7 protein-coding genes and 1 tRNA gene are annotated in these 13635 nt (G+C 70.7%); 1 reads left to right on the top strand and 7 read right to left on the bottom strand.

Translation table 11 applies throughout. The features are described from left to right. Nucleotides 1-314 precede the first annotated feature (314 nt). The gene (locus ACFV9M_RS06890; RefSeq protein ID WP_385063477.1) at nucleotides 315-4508 is read left to right on the top strand and encodes a hypothetical protein; all 4194 of its coding nucleotides are present in this window, start codon (nucleotides 315-317) and stop codon (nucleotides 4506-4508) included. Nucleotides 4509-4777: 269 nt separating this feature from the next. Here ACFV9M_RS06890 and ACFV9M_RS06885 read toward each other — a convergent pair. The 7 genes from ACFV9M_RS06885 to gnd all read right to left on the bottom strand — a co-directional run bounded on the left by ACFV9M_RS06885 (nucleotide 4778) and on the right by gnd (nucleotide 13513). Next, nucleotides 4778-4854 (bottom strand) — tRNA-Ile (locus ACFV9M_RS06885). Between the two features lie 88 nt (nucleotides 4855-4942). Then, entirely contained in the window at nucleotides 4943-5755 is an 813-nt protein-coding gene (locus tag ACFV9M_RS06880) for a DUF3566 domain-containing protein (RefSeq protein ID WP_385063479.1), read from the bottom strand. 18 nt (nucleotides 5756-5773) lie between these two features. Beyond that, the gene (gene gyrA / locus ACFV9M_RS06875; protein WP_385063481.1) at nucleotides 5774-8383 is read right to left on the bottom strand and encodes a DNA gyrase subunit A; all 2610 of its coding nucleotides are present in this window, start codon (nucleotides 8381-8383) and stop codon (nucleotides 5774-5776) included. A 42-nt stretch (nucleotides 8384-8425) separates the two neighbouring features. Then, nucleotides 8426-10510, bottom strand: coding sequence for a DNA topoisomerase (ATP-hydrolyzing) subunit B (gene gyrB, locus ACFV9M_RS06870; protein WP_385063483.1), 2085 nt, complete (start codon nucleotides 10508-10510; stop codon nucleotides 8426-8428). A 402-nt stretch (nucleotides 10511-10912) separates the two neighbouring features. Then, nucleotides 10913-11443, bottom strand: a complete 531-nt coding sequence (locus tag ACFV9M_RS06865; protein WP_385063485.1) for a DUF721 domain-containing protein — start codon at nucleotides 11441-11443, stop codon at nucleotides 10913-10915. Between the two features lie 19 nt (nucleotides 11444-11462). Beyond that, nucleotides 11463-12584 (bottom strand): DNA replication/repair protein RecF, encoded by a 1122-nt coding sequence (gene recF / locus ACFV9M_RS06860; protein ID WP_385063488.1) that lies wholly within the window; start codon nucleotides 12582-12584, stop codon nucleotides 11463-11465. Nucleotides 12585-12637: 53 nt separating this feature from the next. Further along, nucleotides 12638-13513 carry a phosphogluconate dehydrogenase (NAD(+)-dependent, decarboxylating) gene (gene gnd / locus ACFV9M_RS06855; protein ID WP_385063490.1) on the bottom strand — a complete coding sequence of 292 codons (876 nt, stop codon included), beginning with the start codon at nucleotides 13511-13513 and terminating at the stop codon, nucleotides 12638-12640. Nucleotides 13514-13635: the final 122 nt, after the last annotated feature.

Genomic DNA, 13635 nt, shown 5'->3' with positions numbered 1-13635 from the left:
GGTGGGGCAGCAGTCCGGTCGGGGGACTGCTTCTCGGGTCCCCGCGCGCTCAGGCGACGGGGATGTCGCGACCGTATGGGAACTCTGGCGAAATTTGGCCGGGAACATGCGGCGCCCTGGGCCGTCCCCGACCGCTGAGCTGGTGGCCTGTGCGGGCGACATCCGGTTGATGCGCCACTGCGACGCGATCCTGCCATTTTCGGCTCGCGCGGGGGGAGGTTCCGGCATCCGGTCTCCGGCTTAACCGCAGGTCAGCCATATAAAGTGAGTTTTCCGGACCGGATGCCGACTGCGGGGGAGTAAGGGGTGGAGACTTGGGTTCCGGCTCAGGGGCGCGCACGGCCTTCGCGGAACGTCTCGCGCTGCTGTACAGGGAGGCCGGCAACCCGCCGCTCAAGCGCGTGTCCGAAGCGGTCGCCCGCCTTCAGCGGGTCGACGAACGGGGGCGGCCCGTACGGGTGTCCGCCCAGCGGATCAGCGACTGGCGGCGGGCCCGCAACGTGCCCGCACAGTTCGCCGCCCTGGCGGCCGTCCTGCACGTGCTCATCCCCGAGGCGCGCCGTCTGCGCCCCGTACCGGTGTCCACGGGACTCTACGACCTGACCCAGTGGCAGCGTCTGTGGGAGCGCGCGGTGGCCGACCCGGTCGTCGACGGTCCCGAGACGGCCGAGGAGGAGAACCCCCCGGGCGACCCCCCGCCCGTCCCCGGCGGCGTCTGCCCGTACCGAGGGCTGGCCTCGTACCGCCAGGAGGACGCCCGCTGGTTCTTCGGCCGGGAGCGGAGCACGGAGGCCCTGGTCGCCCAACTCCGCGCGGCAGAGGAGACCGGGGGCCTGGTGATGCTCGTGGGCGCCTCGGGGGCGGGCAAGTCCTCCCTGCTGAGCGCCGGCCTGGTGCCCGCGCTGCGCGACGGCGCGCCGGGCGACGAGGGCAGCCGGAGCAGAAAGGTCCTCCACCTCGTACCGGGCGCCGATCCCCTCGCGGAGCTGACCCGCTCCCTCCCGGAACTCGCCCGGGCCCTCCCCGGCCTCCCCCAGCCCCCTCCCGACCCGGCCCGGGCCGCCCCGCCCGCACGGGACACCCCGGAGCCGGCGGCGCACGAACCCGGCACCCCGCACTTCGCCCGGACGGTACGCGCCGCCGTCACGGCCTGGGCGACGACGACGCACACCGCCCCCACGCCACCCCAGCCCACACCACCCCCGCCCGCGCCCTCCCCGGCCGCCACCGATCCCACGGCCTCCCCCACGCCCCCCACCCCGTCCACCCCTTCCCCTCCCTCCACCCCCTGCACCTCATCCACCCCCTCCACCACCTCCCCCCGCCCGGTCCTGATCGTCGACCAGTTCGAGGAGACCTTCACCCTCTGCCCCGACGAGACGGCCCGGCGGACCTTCATCCAGCTCCTCCACGCCGCCTGCACCCCCGACGCCCCGGGCGAACGGGCCCCCGTCCTCGTCATCCTCGGCATCCGCGCCGACTTCTACGAGCAGTGCCTGGGCTATCCCGAACTGGCCGACGCCCTGCAGCACCGGCACATGGTGCTCGGCCCGCTGACCACCGCGGAGCTGCGCGAGGCGGTCACCGGTCCCGCCAAAGCCGTGGGACTGGAACTCGAGCCCGGCCTGGCCGAACTGATCGTCCGTGAGGTCAGCGCCGACGGTCCTCGCGGCGCGCACGACGCGGGCGTGCTGCCGCTCCTCTCCCACGCGCTGCTCGCCACCTGGCAGCGACGGAAGGCGGGCAGGCTGACGCTGGCGGGCTACCGCGCGGCCGGCGGCATCCAGGGAGCGGTGGCGGCGACCGCCGAACGCGCGTGGTCCGGACTCGACCCGGCGGCCCGCACGGCGGCGCGGCTGCTCCTGCTCCGGCTGGTCCGGCTGAGCGAGGACACCCAGGCCACCCGCCGGCGCGGGACACGGCGCCAGCTGGCGTCCGAGTCGACGGACCCCGGCAAGACCGAGGAGTCCCTGGAGGCGCTGGTGCGGGCCCGGCTGGTGACGCTCGACGCGGAGACCGTGGAGATCACCCACGAGGCACTGCTGCACGCCTGGCCGCGACTGCGGGACTGGATCGACGAGGACCGCAACGGCAACCTGCTGCGCCAGCGCCTGGAGGAGGACGGCAGGGCCTGGGAGGAGTCCCAGCGCGACGCGTCGCTGCTCTACCGGGGTTCCCGTCTGGAACAGGCCCGCGCGTGGGCGCGGTCCGCCGGCGACACCTACCTGACCCGCGGCGCGGTGGAGTTCCTGGCCGCCTCGGTCAGGCTGCGCAGACGTATCGTCCTGCTCAGCCGTGCCGCGGTGTCGACCCTGGTCGTCCTCGCGATCCTGGCCGTCGGCGCGGCGGTCGTCGCCTGGCAGCAGCGCAACGACGCCGTGTTCGAGCAGGTCGTCGCCGAGGCCGACCGCGTCCAGTACACGGACCCCTCGCTGTCCGCGCAGCTCGACCTGGTCGCGCACCGCCTGCGACCGGACGACAAGGGCACCGTCAACCGGCTGGTCTCCATCGTCAACGCCCCGCTGGCCACCCCCCTCCTCGGCCACACCGGCGCCGTCTACCTCACCTCGTTCAGCCCGGACGGACGGCTCCTGGCGACCGCCAGCTACGACCGGACCGTACGGCTGTGGGACGTACACGACCCCGAACGCCCCGAACCGCTGGGCAAGCCCCTCACCGGTCACACCAGTTGGGTGAGCAGCGCGGTCTTCAGCCCGGACGGCCACACCCTCGCCAGCGCCGGCGACGACGGCACGATCCGGCTGTGGGACGTCACCGAACCCCGCCGCCCGAAATTGCTCGGCGCTCCCCTGACCGGCCACAAGGGCACCATCTACCTGCTCGCCTTCAGCCCGGACGGGCGGACCCTGGCCTCCGCCGGCGAGGACCGCACCGTACGGCTGTGGAACATGGCCGACCCGGCACGGCCGAAGGCGCTGGGCGCCCTGACCGGCCACACCGCCGCGGTGCGGTCGGTGGCGTTCAGTCCCGACGGACGGACGCTGGCGTCCGGCGGTGACGACGACACGGTCCGGCTGTGGGACGTGGCCGAACCGGCCCGGCCCGAGGCGCTCCGCACGCTGACCGGCCACACGGACCTCGTGCACTCCGTGGCGTTCAGCCCCGACGGGCGCGTCCTCGCCAGCGGCGGCGCGGACGACACCATCCGCCTCTGGGACGTCTCCGCCCCCCGCCGCGCCACCCAGCTCGGGCCGCCGCTCACCGGGCACACGGCGCCGATCTGGTCGGTGGCGTTCAACCCCGACGGCACCACGCTCGCGGCGGCCAGCGCCGACAGCACGGCGAGCCTGTGGAACGTCAGCGACCCGGCGTACCCGTCCCAGGTCGGTGAACCCCTGGCCGGGAGCAGCGGCGAGATGTACGCCCTGGGCTTCAGCCCCGACGGCCGGACCCTCGCCACCGGGAGCGGCGACAGCAAGGTCCGCCTGTGGTCGATCCCGACGTCCGACATGATCGGCCGCAGCGGGGCGTTCCGCCCGGACGGGCGGGTGTTCGCCACGGCCGCGCGCGACGGCAGCGTCCGGCTGTGGAACGTGGAGAGACCGCAACGGCCCGTCCTGCTCAACGAGCCGTTCATGCCCGGTGACGGCGGCCAGCGCTCACTGGTCTTCTCCCCCGACGGCCACACCCTCGCCGTGCTCACCGGCAGCCGCGCGGTGTACCTGTGGAACGTCACCGACCCGACCCGACCGGTCTCCTACGGCGCTCCCCTCACCCTGCGCACCCGCTTCATGGGCCCCGAGGCACTGGCGTTCAGCCCCGACGGCCACACCCTCGCCACCGCCTACGACGACCGCACCTTCCAGCTCTGGAACATCACCGACCCGTCCCGCCCCACCCACTACGGCACCCCCCTCACCGGCCACAAGGGCTATGTCAACGCCCTCACCTTCAGCCCGGACGGCCGGACCCTGGCGAGCGCCAGCGCGGACGGCACGATCCGCCTGTGGGACGTGACCGCCCCTCGCCGCGCCGCTCTCCTCGGCACGCCCCTCACCGGGCACCACGGCCCGGTCAACACCCTGGCGTACAGCCCCGACGGCCACACGCTGGCCAGCGGCAGCGACGACGACACGGTCCGCCTGTGGAACGTCACCGACCCCGACCGGGCCACTCGGCTGGACGCCACCCTCACCGGGCACACGGAAGCGGTCGTGTCCCTGACCTTCAGCCCGGACGGCCGCACCCTGGCGAGCGGCGGCAACGACAACACCGTCCGCCTGTGGAACGTCGCCGACCCCTCCACGGCGGCCCCCATCGGCCAGTCGATGAGCCCCAACGCCAAGACGGGCAACTTCCTCTCCTTCAGCCCCCAGAGCCCCATGCTCGGCGTCTCGAGCGGCACGGACACCGTGCGCCTGTGGAACCTGGACGTCGACGACGCCATCCGCCACATCTGCGCGACCACCCGCGGCGTCCTGACCGAGGCCAAGTGGCGGGAGTACCTCCCCCGCCTCTCCTACGAACCTCCCTGTGAAGACCCCTGACAGTGAAGTGATACCCGTCACAACGCCTGGCCGTGGAAGAGAGTTCCTCCCCCCGGCCAACCACCCTTGTTAGCCTTGGCCATAGCCCGGTCGCTGGTGCATCCCCCGTCGCCAGCGACCGGGCCTTCGCATGGCCGGGCCCGGCAGCTGTCCGCGCGACCGTCCTTGCGGACGCCGTCCAGGTGGACGCGGACGCAACCATCGAGGCCGTTGGTGTCAGCCGCATACGCAGAAGACCCCCAACCATAATCGGTTGGGGGTCTTCTCGCTGGTGGGGCTAACAGGATTTGAACCTGTGGCCTCATCCTTATCAGGGATGCGCTCTAACCAACTGAGCTATAGCCCCGCCGCGCTTTGCGGTGTGTGTTCCGCGCGCTGACTCCTGAAGATTAGCGCACGACCGGGGCAGTCCCAAAATCGGTGGTCGGGGCAGGTCACTCGTCCTCGGCCAGCGTCAGCTCGATGCCGCCCACGAAGCCCGCGGAGAGGTTGTAGATGAAGGCGCCGAGGGTCGCGAGGGCCGTCGCGAGGACGACGTCGATGACCGCGATGATCGACGTGAACATCAGGACGTGGGGGAGCGACAGGAACGACTGGAGGTCGAATCCGTTCGACTCGTTGGAGCCGGTCGCCTGCGAGATGGTGCCGCCGACCGTCGCGAAGACGCCCATCGCGTCCATGACCATCCACAGGACTGCGGCCGCGACGATGGTGCAGACGCCGAGCGCGATGGAGAGCAGGAAGCTCACCTTCATGACCGACCAGGGGTCGGCCTTGGCCACCCGCAGCCGGGCCTTGCGGACCCGGGGCGTGGTGCGGGCGCCGGTGCGCGGACGGCGTACCGCGCCGGCCGGGGCCGGCGTCTGGTACGCCTGCGGTGGGTGGTACGGCCCGGTGGGCTGCTTCTGCTGCCGCTCACCGGGCAACGGGGAGGCCCCCTTCTGGGTCTGCGGGCCTCGGGTGTCCGTCACGGTTCCCCCCTGGGATCCCTGGGATGACTGCGCTCCCTGTCCGTCGGACGAGGGCGAGTCGGCCGGGGACGCCTTGACCGGCTTCAGCTGGGTGGTGTGCGTGTCCGCCCCCCGCCCGTCGGCGCTCCGCGCATCGGTGGGATGCGCGTCCCCCGCCGGCGCGGCGGAGCCACGGCCGCCGTCGTCCGTCGCCTTGCCGGCAGACGTACCGGTGGAAGGGCCGTCAGAGGTGCCGGTCGGTGTACCGACCGAACCGGCGCCCGTGGCTCCGCTCACGATGACTCACTCCTCGTGCTACTCGGCCGAGGGCGCCTCACCCTCGTCCGTGCCGCTGGTCGCGGCGTCCTCGGCGGTCTCGTCGACGACGATGTCGCCGTCGACCTCCTCCGCCTCGCGCCCCGCCTCGGCGTTACGTGCGATGCCGACGACGGCATCGCGCTTGCCCAGGTTGATCAGTTGGACGCCCATGGTGTCACGGCCCGTCTCCCTGACCTCGTTGACTCGCGTACGAATCACACCGCCACCGAGCGTGATGGCGAGGATCTCATCGGTCTCCTCGACCACCAGCGCTCCGACGAGCGAACCACGGTCCTCGACGATCTTGGCGGCCTTGATGCCGAGGCCGCCGCGACCCTGGACGCGGTACTCGTCGACGGCGGTCCGCTTCGCGTACCCGCCGTCCGTGGCAGTGAACACGAACGTACCGGGTCGAACGACATTCATCGAGAGCAGTTCGTCGCCCTCACGGAAGCTCATGCCCTTGACGCCCGAGGTGGCGCGGCCCATCGGGCGCAGGGTGTCGTCCGTAGCGGTGAACCTGATCGACTGCGCCTTCCTGCTGATCAGAAGCAGATCGTCGTCGGCGGAGACGAGCTCGGCGCCGATCAGTTCGTCGTCGGAACCGTCCTCCCGCTCCCGCAGGTTGATCGCGATCACGCCGCCGGAGCGGGGCGAATCGTAATCCTTCAGCGGCGTCTTCTTGACCAGGCCGGCCTTGGTGGCCAGGACCAGGTACGGCGCGGCCTCGTAGTCGCGGATGGCGAGGATCTCGGCGATCGCCTCGTCCGGCTGGAACGCCAGCAGGTTCGCGACGTGCTGGCCCCGCGCGTCCCGGCCGGCGTCGGGCAGCTCGTAGGCCTTGGCGCGGTAGACGCGGCCCTTGTTGGTGAAGAACAGCAGCCAGTGGTGCGTGGTCGACACGAAGAAGTGGTCGACGATGTCGTCTTCCTTGAGCTTCGCGCCGCGGACGCCCTTGCCGCCGCGCTTCTGGGCGCGGTAGTCGTCCGTCTTGGTGCGCTTGACGTAGCCGCCGCGCGTGACGGTGACGACGATGTCCTCCTCGGCGATCAGGTCCTCGATGGACATGTCACCGTCGTAGGGCACCAGCTTGGTCTTGCGGTCGTCGCCGTACTTCTCGACGATCGCCGCCAGCTCCTCGCTGACGATGCCGCGCTGACGGACCGGGGAGGCGAGGATCTCGTTGTACTCGTTGATCTTCGCCTGGAGTTCGTCGTGCTCCTGGACGATCTTCCGGCGCTCCAGGGCGGCCAGCCGGCGCAGCTGCATCTCGAGGATGGCGTTGGCCTGGATCTCGTCGATCTCCAGCAGGCCCATCAGGCCCGTACGGGCGATATCGACGGTGTCGCTGCGCCGGATCAGCGCGATGACCTCGTCGATGGCGTCCAGGGCCTTCAGCAGGCCGCGCAGGATGTGGGCGCGCTCCTCCGCCTTGCGCAGGCGGAAACGCGTCCGGCGGACGATGACCTCGATCTGGTGCGTCACCCAGTGGCGGATGAACGCGTCCAGCGAGAGCGTGCGCGGCACACCGTCGACCAGCGCCAGCATGTTGGCGCCGAAGTTGGTCTGGAGGTCGGTGTGCTTGTAGAGGTTGTTCAGGACGACCTTGGCGACGGCGTCCCGCTTGAGCACGATCACCAGGCGCTGGCCGGTGCGCGACGAGGTCTCGTCACGGACGTCGGCGATGCCGCCGATCCTGCCGTCCTTGACCAGGTCGGCGATCTTCTGCGCGAGGTTGTCGGGGTTGACCTGGTAGGGGAGCTCCGTGACCACCAGGCACTGGCGGTTCTGGATCTCCTCGACCTCGACGACCGCGCGCATGGTGATCGAGCCGCGGCCCGTGCGGTAGGCCTCCTCGATGCCCTTGCGGCCCACCACCAGGGCGCCGGTCGGGAAGTCGGGGCCCTTGATGCGCTCGATCAGCGCGTCCAGCAGCTCCTCGTGGGAGGCCTCGGGGTTCTCCAGGTACCACTGGGCGCCGGCCGCGACCTCGCGCAGGTTGTGCGACGGGATGTTGGTCGCCATGCCGACCGCGATGCCGGCCGAGCCGTTGATCAGCAGGTTCGGGAAGCGGGCGGGCAGGACGGTCGGCTCCTGGGAGCGGCCGTCGTAGTTGTCCGTGAAGTCGACGGTCTCCTCGTCGATGTCGCGGACCATCTCCATCGACAGCGGCGCCATCTTGCACTCGGTGTACCGCATGGCCGCGGCCGGGTCGTTGCCCGGCGAGCCGAAGTTGCCGTTGGAGTCGACGAGCGGCATGCGCATCGCCCACGGCTGGGCGAGGCGGACCAGCGCGTCGTAGATCGAGGAGTCGCCGTGGGGGTGGTAGTTGCCCATGACGTCGCCGACGACGCGGGCGCACTTGTAGAAGCCGCGCTCGGGGCGGTAGCCGCCGTCGTACATGGCGTACAGCACGCGGCGGTGGACGGGCTTGAGACCGTCCCGGACGTCCGGCAGCGCGCGCGAGACGATGACGGACATCGCGTAGTCGAGGTACGAGCGCTGCATCTCCGTCTCGAGCCCGACGGGCTCGATGCGCATGGCGATCTCGCCGCCCTCGTCGGGGGTGACGGGGCCAGTGGGAAGATTCGGGGTCTCGTCGGCCATTGCTGGTGAGGATCCTTCCTGGTGCGGTCAGCTGAGACCGACTCAGATGTCGAGGAAGCGGACGTCCTTGGCGTTGCGCTGGATGAAGGCGCGGCGGGCCTCGACGTCCTCGCCCATGAGGACCGAGAACAGGTCGTCGGCCTGGGCGGCGTCGTCGAGGGTGACCTGGCCGAGGACGCGGTGCTCCTGGTCCATGGTCGTGATGCGCAGCTCCTCGGCGTTCATCTCGCCGAGGCCCTTGAAGCGCTGGATCGAGTCCTCGCGGATGCGCTTGCCGCGCTGGCGGCCCAGCTCGATCAGGGCGTCGCGCTCGCGGTCGGAGTACGCGTACTCCACGTCCTCGCGGCCCCACTTGATCTTGTAGAGGGGCGGGCGGGACAGGAACACGTGACCGGCCTCGACCAGCGGCCGCATGAAGCGGAACAGGAAGGTCAGCAGCAGGGTGTTGATGTGCTGGCCGTCGACGTCGGCGTCCGCCATCAAGATGATCTTGTGGTAGCGGAGCTTCTCGATGTCGAAGTCCTCGTGCACGCCGGTGCCGAAGGCGGAGATCAGCGCCTGGATCTCCTGGTTCTGCAGGATCTTGTCGATCCGGGCCTTCTCGACGTTGAGGATCTTGCCTCGGATCGGGAGGATCGCCTGGTACTGCGGATTGCGGCCGGACTTGGCCGAGCCGCCGGCGGAGTCACCCTCGACGATGAAGATCTCGCACTTGGTGGGGTCGTTCGACTGGCAGTCGGAGAGCTTGCCCGGCAGGGAGGCCGACTCCAGCAGGCCCTTGCGGCGGGTGAGGTCGCGGGCCTTGCGGGCCGCCACGCGCGCGGTGGCCGCCTGGATGCCCTTGCGGATGATGTCCGCCGCCTCGTTCGGGTTGCGGTCCAGCCAGTCGTTGAGGTGCTCGTAGACCGCCTTCTGGACGAAGGTCTTGGCCTCGGTGTTGCCCAGCTTGGTCTTGGTCTGACCCTCGAACTGGGGTTCGCTCAGCTTGACCGAGATGATCGCGGTCAGACCCTCGCGGATGTCGTCACCCGTGAGGTTGTCGTCCTTCTCGCGGAGCAGCTTCTTGTCGCGCGCGTACTTGTTGACCAGGTTGGTCAGTGCAGCGCGGAAGCCCTCCTCGTGGGTGCCGCCCTCGTGCGTGTGGATGATGTTCGCGAACGAGTACACGCCCTCGGTGTAACCGCTGTTCCACTGCATGGCGACTTCGAGGGAGAGGCTCTTCTCCTTGTCCTCCGCCTCCAGGTCGATGACCGTCGGGTGCACCACGTCCCCCTTGCGGGAGTTGAGGTACTTCACGAAGTCGACGATGCCGCCCTCGTAGTGGTACATGACGGTCTTGACCTCGGCGGTCTCGTCCGCGCCCGCCTCGTCCGCCCCGGACGTGGCCTTCGCCGACTCGCGCTCGTCAGTGAGTTTGATCGTCAAACCCTTGTTGAGGAACGCCATCTCCTGGAAACGCCGCGACAGCGTCTCGAAGGAGTACTCCGTGGTCTCGAAGATGTCGCCGTCGGCCCAGAAGGTGACCGACGTACCGGTCTCCTCGATCGCCTCGTGCCGGGCGAGCGGTGCCGTCGGGACGCCCATCTTGTAGTCCTGGGTCCAGCGGTGGCCGTCGGTGCGGACCTCGACCGACACCTTGGACGACAGGGCGTTCACGACGGACACGCCCACGCCGTGCAGACCGCCGGAGACCGCGTAGCCGCCGCCGCCGAACTTGCCGCCCGCGTGCAGCACGGTCAGCACGACCTCGACGGCCGGCTTGCCCTCGGAGGGCACGATGCCGACCGGGATGCCCCGGCCGTTGTCGACGACCCGTACGCCGCCGTCGGCCAGGATCGTCACGTCGATGGTGTCCGCGTGGCCGGCCAGCGCCTCGTCGACCGAGTTGTCGACGACCTCGTACACGAGGTGGTGCAGACCGCGCTCACCGGTGGAGCCGATGTACATACCGGGTCGCTTGCGGACCGCGTCCAGACCCTCGAGGACGGTGATGGCGCTGGCGTCGTACGAGGCCGTGACCTCGCCGTTCGAGGTCACGGCCTCGGCGTTGGCGCCGGCGTCGGTGGACGGGATGTTCTCGTTGGGGTTGCCGGAATCGGCCACGAAGCGCCCTTTCTGGCACAGCACGAGCCGAGCTCTGGGGGTCGCCCCTCTGGGGGAGGGTCGCCGGAGCGGCTGCGGCATGTTGCGTTGGTAAGCCTTGATCAGCGTTGCTCAGCTTGTCCCGGACGGTCCCCACGTTTGGGGGCGGGATTGGCTTCCAGTCTACCGGTAGCGCCGACAGTGATGGGGGTTTGCCGGTACCTGAGTCCGCATGTGCCGCCCTCAACCGGTCTCGCCCGACTCCCGATATACGGATGGGGGCTCCAAGAGGCTCACAGAGGCACTCAGCGCTTCCGGGTGTCAACCCTTGGCTACCGCACAGTCACGTCCGTATTCGCAACCGCGTGCGAGCCGTGCGCGCCCGGACGCGACGACGGCCGGGACGGTACGGACGGACCACCCCGGCCGGTGAAGAAGTGAGGTACGTCACCCGTAGGTGTCGCCGGGACCCGTACTGCCCGGGGCCCGCAGCGGGCCGTACCGACGGGCGGGGCCGCCGGGGCCCTGCACCCTGATCTGCCGCACCCTGCCGTGCCCCAGATCCTCGTTGAGGCGCGCGACCAGCGTCGGGGCGAGCAGCCGCAGGTTCGTCGCCCACGCCGTGGAGTCGCACCGCACGACCAGGACGCGTTCGTCCTCGTCGTACCGCTCCGGCACACAGTGGTTGGCCACGTCCTCGCCGACGATCTGCGGCCAGCGGCCCATCACGCCGCCCACCGCGGCCGGCGCCTCCCAGCCGCGTTCGGTGAGCAGCCGGTTGATCGCGGCGCCGAGCGCCATGGGATCGCGGCCGTCCGCCCGCGCGCCGGAGCGCAGGCCGCCCCCGCGCCGCGCCTGTTTCTTCTGCTGCGCCGCGTCCCCCCGCGCGCGTGCCTGCTCGCGCGCCGCCCGGAGCGCCACCCGGGCCAGGTCGACTCCGGAGGGCTGCGGGGCCTTCTTCGGTTCCTCGTCGCTCATACGCGTTCCACCGTGTCGCTCATACGCGTGCCACCGTCCCGTCCGACACGGCGTACCGGGCCCCCGTGAGGACGTGCGGCACGTCGTCGTCGACGGCGGCCGTCACGAGGACCTGCTCACCGGGCGCGACGAACTCCGCCAGCCGCTCACGACGGCGGGCGTCCAGCTCGGCGAAGACGTCGTCGAGCACCAGCACCGGCTCGTTGCCCTCGGCGCGCAGCAGGTCGTAGGAGGCCAGCCGCAGCGCGAGCGCGTAGGACCACGACTCCCCGTGGGAGGCGTACCCCTTGGCCGGCAGCTCACCGAGTTTCAGGACCAGGTCGTCCCGGTGGGGGCCCACGAGGGTGACGCCCCGTTCGATCTCCTGTTTGCGCACGTCGGCGAGCGCGGCCATCAGCTGTTCGTAGAGGTGCTCGCGCGTGTGCGCCTCGCCCGGCGCCGACGGCCTGTACTCCAGGGTGACCGGTCCGCCGCCCGGGGCCAGCTGCTCGTACGCCTTGTCGGCGAGCGGCTGGACCGCGGCCACCAGGTCGAGCCGCTGGGCGAGCAGCTCGGCGCCCACGCGCGCGAGGTGCTGGTCCCACACGTCGAGCGTGGACAGGTCCATGGTGCGGCCGCCGTGGCGGCGGGCCAGCGCGGCCGACTTCAGCAGGGTGTTGCGCTGCTTCAGCACGCGCTCGTAGTCGGAGCGCACGCCCGCCATGCGCGGGGAGCGGGCGGTGATCAGCTCGTCGAGGAAGCGGCGCCGCTCACCGGGGTCGCCCTTCACCAGCGCGAGATCCTCGGGCGCGAACAGTACGGTCCGTACGATGCCCAGCACGTCACGGGGCTTGACCTGCGAGGACCGGTTGATGCGGGCGCGGTTGGCCCGGCCCGGGTTCAGCTCCAGCTCGACCAGCTGCTGCCGCTCGCCCTGCCGCACCTGCGCCCGGATGACGGCGCGGTCGGCGCCCATGCGCACCAGGGGCGCGTCGGAGGCGACGCGGTGGCTGCCGAGGGTGGCGAGGTAGCCGACCGCCTCGACCAGGTTCGTCTTGCCCTGCCCGTTGGGGCCGACGAATGCCGTGACGCCCGGGTCGAGCGGGACCTCGACCCGGGCGTAGGAGCGGAAGTCGGCCAGCGACAGATGCGTGACGTGCATGGTCGTTCACCGACCTTCCCCGGGGGTTGTGGACCGCCGGGCGGCCCTGTGGACTACTTCTTCTCGACCGCGTGGCCGCCGAACTGGTTGCGCAGCGCCGCGATCATCTTCATCTGCGGCGAGTCCTCCTGGCGGGAGGCGAACCGCGCGAACAGCGAGGCGGTGATCGCCGGGAGCGGTACGGCGTTGTCGATGGCGGCCTCGACGGTCCAGCGGCCCTCGCCGGAGTCCTGGGCGAAGCCGCGCAGCTTGTCCAGGTGCTCGTCCTCGTCGAGGGCGTTGACCGCCAGGTCCAGCAGCCAGGAACGGATGACCGTGCCCTCCTGCCAGGAGCGGAACACCTCGCGCACGTCGGTGACCGAGTCGACCTTCTCCAGCAGCTCCCAGCCCTCGGCGTAGGCCTGCATCATGGCGTACTCGATGCCGTTGTGGACCATCTTCGCGAAGTGGCCCGCGCCGACCTTGCCGGCGTGCACGGAGCCGAAGTCACCCTCGGGCTTGAGCGCGTCGAAGATCGGCTGCACCTTGGCGACGTTCTCGGCGTCGCCGCCGTACATCAGCGCGTAGCCGTTCTCCAGGCCCCAGACGCCGCCGGAGACTCCGCAGTCGACGAAGCCGATGCCCTTGGCGGCCAGCTCCTCGGCGTGCTTCTCGTCGTCGGTCCAGCGGGAGTTGCCGCCGTCCACGACGACGTCACCGGGCTCCAGCAGCTCGGCGAGCTCGTCGATGGTCGACTGGGTGGCCGGGCCGGCCGGGACCATCACCCAGACGACACGCGGGCCCTCGAGCTTGCCCACAAGCTCTTGCAGGCTGTGGACATCGGCGAGGTCCGCATTGCGGTCGTATCCGATGACGGTGTGGCCTGCGCGGCGAATCCGCTCGCGCATGTTGCCGCCCATCTTGCCGAGGCCGACGAGACCGAGCTCCATCAGTTGTTCCTTAGGTCGCTGTGTGGCGTGTGAGGCACCTTCGTACCCCTGTCCGAGCCTAAACCCGGACCGTCACGCACACCTGTGGGCATACGCGCTCAGACGTACGGCTCCACCTGCGG

Origin of the sequence: Streptomyces sp. NPDC059895 (assembly GCF_042731035.1) — a bacterium.
Lineage (GTDB): Bacteria > Actinomycetota > Actinomycetes > Streptomycetales > Streptomycetaceae > Streptomyces.
This window is presented reverse-complemented; position numbering and strand designations above follow the sequence as displayed.

What these genes read in the sequence shown, in the direction of transcription:
- ACFV9M_RS06865 (WP_385063485.1), bottom strand. Translation starts at nt 11,443, where the DNA reads ATGAGCGACGAGGAACCGAAGAAGGCCCCGCAGCCCTCCGGAGTCGAC.
- recF (WP_385063488.1), bottom strand. Translation starts at nt 12,584, where the DNA reads ATGCACGTCACGCATCTGTCGCTGGCCGACTTCCGCTCCTACGCCCGG.
- gnd (WP_385063490.1), bottom strand. Translation starts at nt 13,513, where the DNA reads ATGGAGCTCGGTCTCGTCGGCCTCGGCAAGATGGGCGGCAACATGCGC.
- gyrA (WP_385063481.1), bottom strand. Translation starts at nt 8,383, where the DNA reads ATGGCCGACGAGACCCCGAATCTTCCCACTGGCCCCGTCACCCCCGAC.